This is a genomic window from Sphingopyxis sp. (assembly GCF_036402335.1).
Classification (GTDB): Bacteria; Pseudomonadota; Alphaproteobacteria; order Sphingomonadales; family Sphingomonadaceae; genus Sphingopyxis.
Map to the genome: position 1 here is coordinate 1 of NZ_DASWTD010000155.1, position 1501 is coordinate 1501.

Consider the following 1501-nt stretch of genomic DNA (forward strand, 5'->3'; position numbering starts at 1 on the left):
GACCGGTCGAGGAACATCTCCTCGTCCGCCACCAGCCGCGCGGCACTTTCGGGCCATGCAAGTGCCTCCAGCCCCGCCTCATAGGCCGCGCGGTCGTGAAACCAGATCTCGGTAATCGAGTCGTAATCGAATTGCGGCGTCCCGGCGAAGACGAAGCCGCCCTCCTTCGCGACATAGTTGCGCCGGTACGCGATGATCCCGGGCATGAGTTCAAGGATCAGCGGCGCATGGCGTGTCTCGTAATAGTTGACGAAGGCGGCGCGATCGATGTCGGCGCGCGCCTTGAGCAGAGAGATGACCTTGAATCCGCTGCTCATGAATTGACGCGCATGATGTCGCGCGCGGCGATCCAGCCAAAGGTCATCGCGGGGCCAAGCGTCGCGCCAGCCCCCGGATAGGTCCGCCCCATTGCCGCCGCCGAAACATTGCCGACCGCATAGAGCCCCGCGATCGGCTTTCCGTCCTCGCCGAGCACGCGCGCCTTCTCGTCGGTCATCAGCCCGCCATTGGTGCCGAGATCGCACGGATAGATCGCGATCGCGTAGAACGGGCCGCGCTCGATCGGCGCGAGCGTCGGGTTGGGCGCCACCGAGGCGTCGCCATAGTGCCGGTCATAGGCAGATTGCCCGCGCCCGAAATCGGGATCCTCGCCGCGGACGGCGGACTCGTTGAAGCGCGCGACGGTGGCCGCGAATGCCTTGGGATCGACGCCTATCTGGCCCGCCAGCCCCTCGACCGTGTCTGCTTTCTTGAGGATCTTGCGCATCGGCTGAGGGATCCGCGAATCCGCCGATGGCTTGCCTGCTATCATCGGCCCGAGCATGTACTTGCTGCGATAGCGCGCATCGAAGACGAACCACGAGGGGACCGTCGGCGCTTCCTCGCGGTTGCGGCGGTGCATCTCACCCCCGGCAACGTGGTAGGACGCCGCCTCGTTCATGTAGCGCTGGCCCGCCTGGTTGACGATGATCGAGGAGGGCAGCGCGCGCTCTACGAACATGATCCGCGCGCGGTCCTCGCCCTCGAGCATGAAGCCCGGGCCCCACCAGGCTGAATCCATCAGCCCGGTCGCGGCGCCCGCTGCCATTCCCGCCTTGAGCCCGTCGCCCATGTTGCTCGGCACCCCTGCGCTCCAGTCGGCCGATGCGGGCTGCGGCGAATATTTGGCACGTAGCGCCGCATCATGGTCGAAGCCCCCGCTCGCCAGCACCACGCCCTTGCGTGCGCGGACCTCGATGCGCTTGCCGTCGCGCTCGATCACGGCGCCCGTCACGCCGCCCTTGCCGTTCAGCAGCGATGTCATCGGCGCATTGAGCCAGATCGGAACCCGTTTTTTGTCGATCGAAAGTTTGAGGCGTCCCACCAGCGCGTTGCCGCCGGTGAGCCGCCGCGAGCGCTTCGTCCTGAAGCGCCAGGGCAGGTCGAACATGTATTTGAGCATCAGCTTGAAGAGCAGAGGCTTGGCGCCGGGGCTCATCGTGAGCAGCAGCTTGGCTTCCTC

At 66.0% G+C, this 1501-nt stretch carries 2 protein-coding genes; both read right to left on the bottom strand.

What is annotated here, in order from left to right; all coding sequences use genetic code 11:
• Nucleotides 1-317 (bottom strand): EthD domain-containing protein (locus tag VGD20_RS04865; RefSeq protein WP_331133368.1); only part of this gene is annotated, 317 nt, incomplete at its 3' end.
• Nucleotides 314-1501: FAD-binding protein (locus VGD20_RS04870; protein ID WP_331133369.1), on the bottom strand; the 1188-nt coding region annotated here is incomplete at its 5' end. The genes VGD20_RS04870 and VGD20_RS04865, both read right to left, overlap by 4 nt.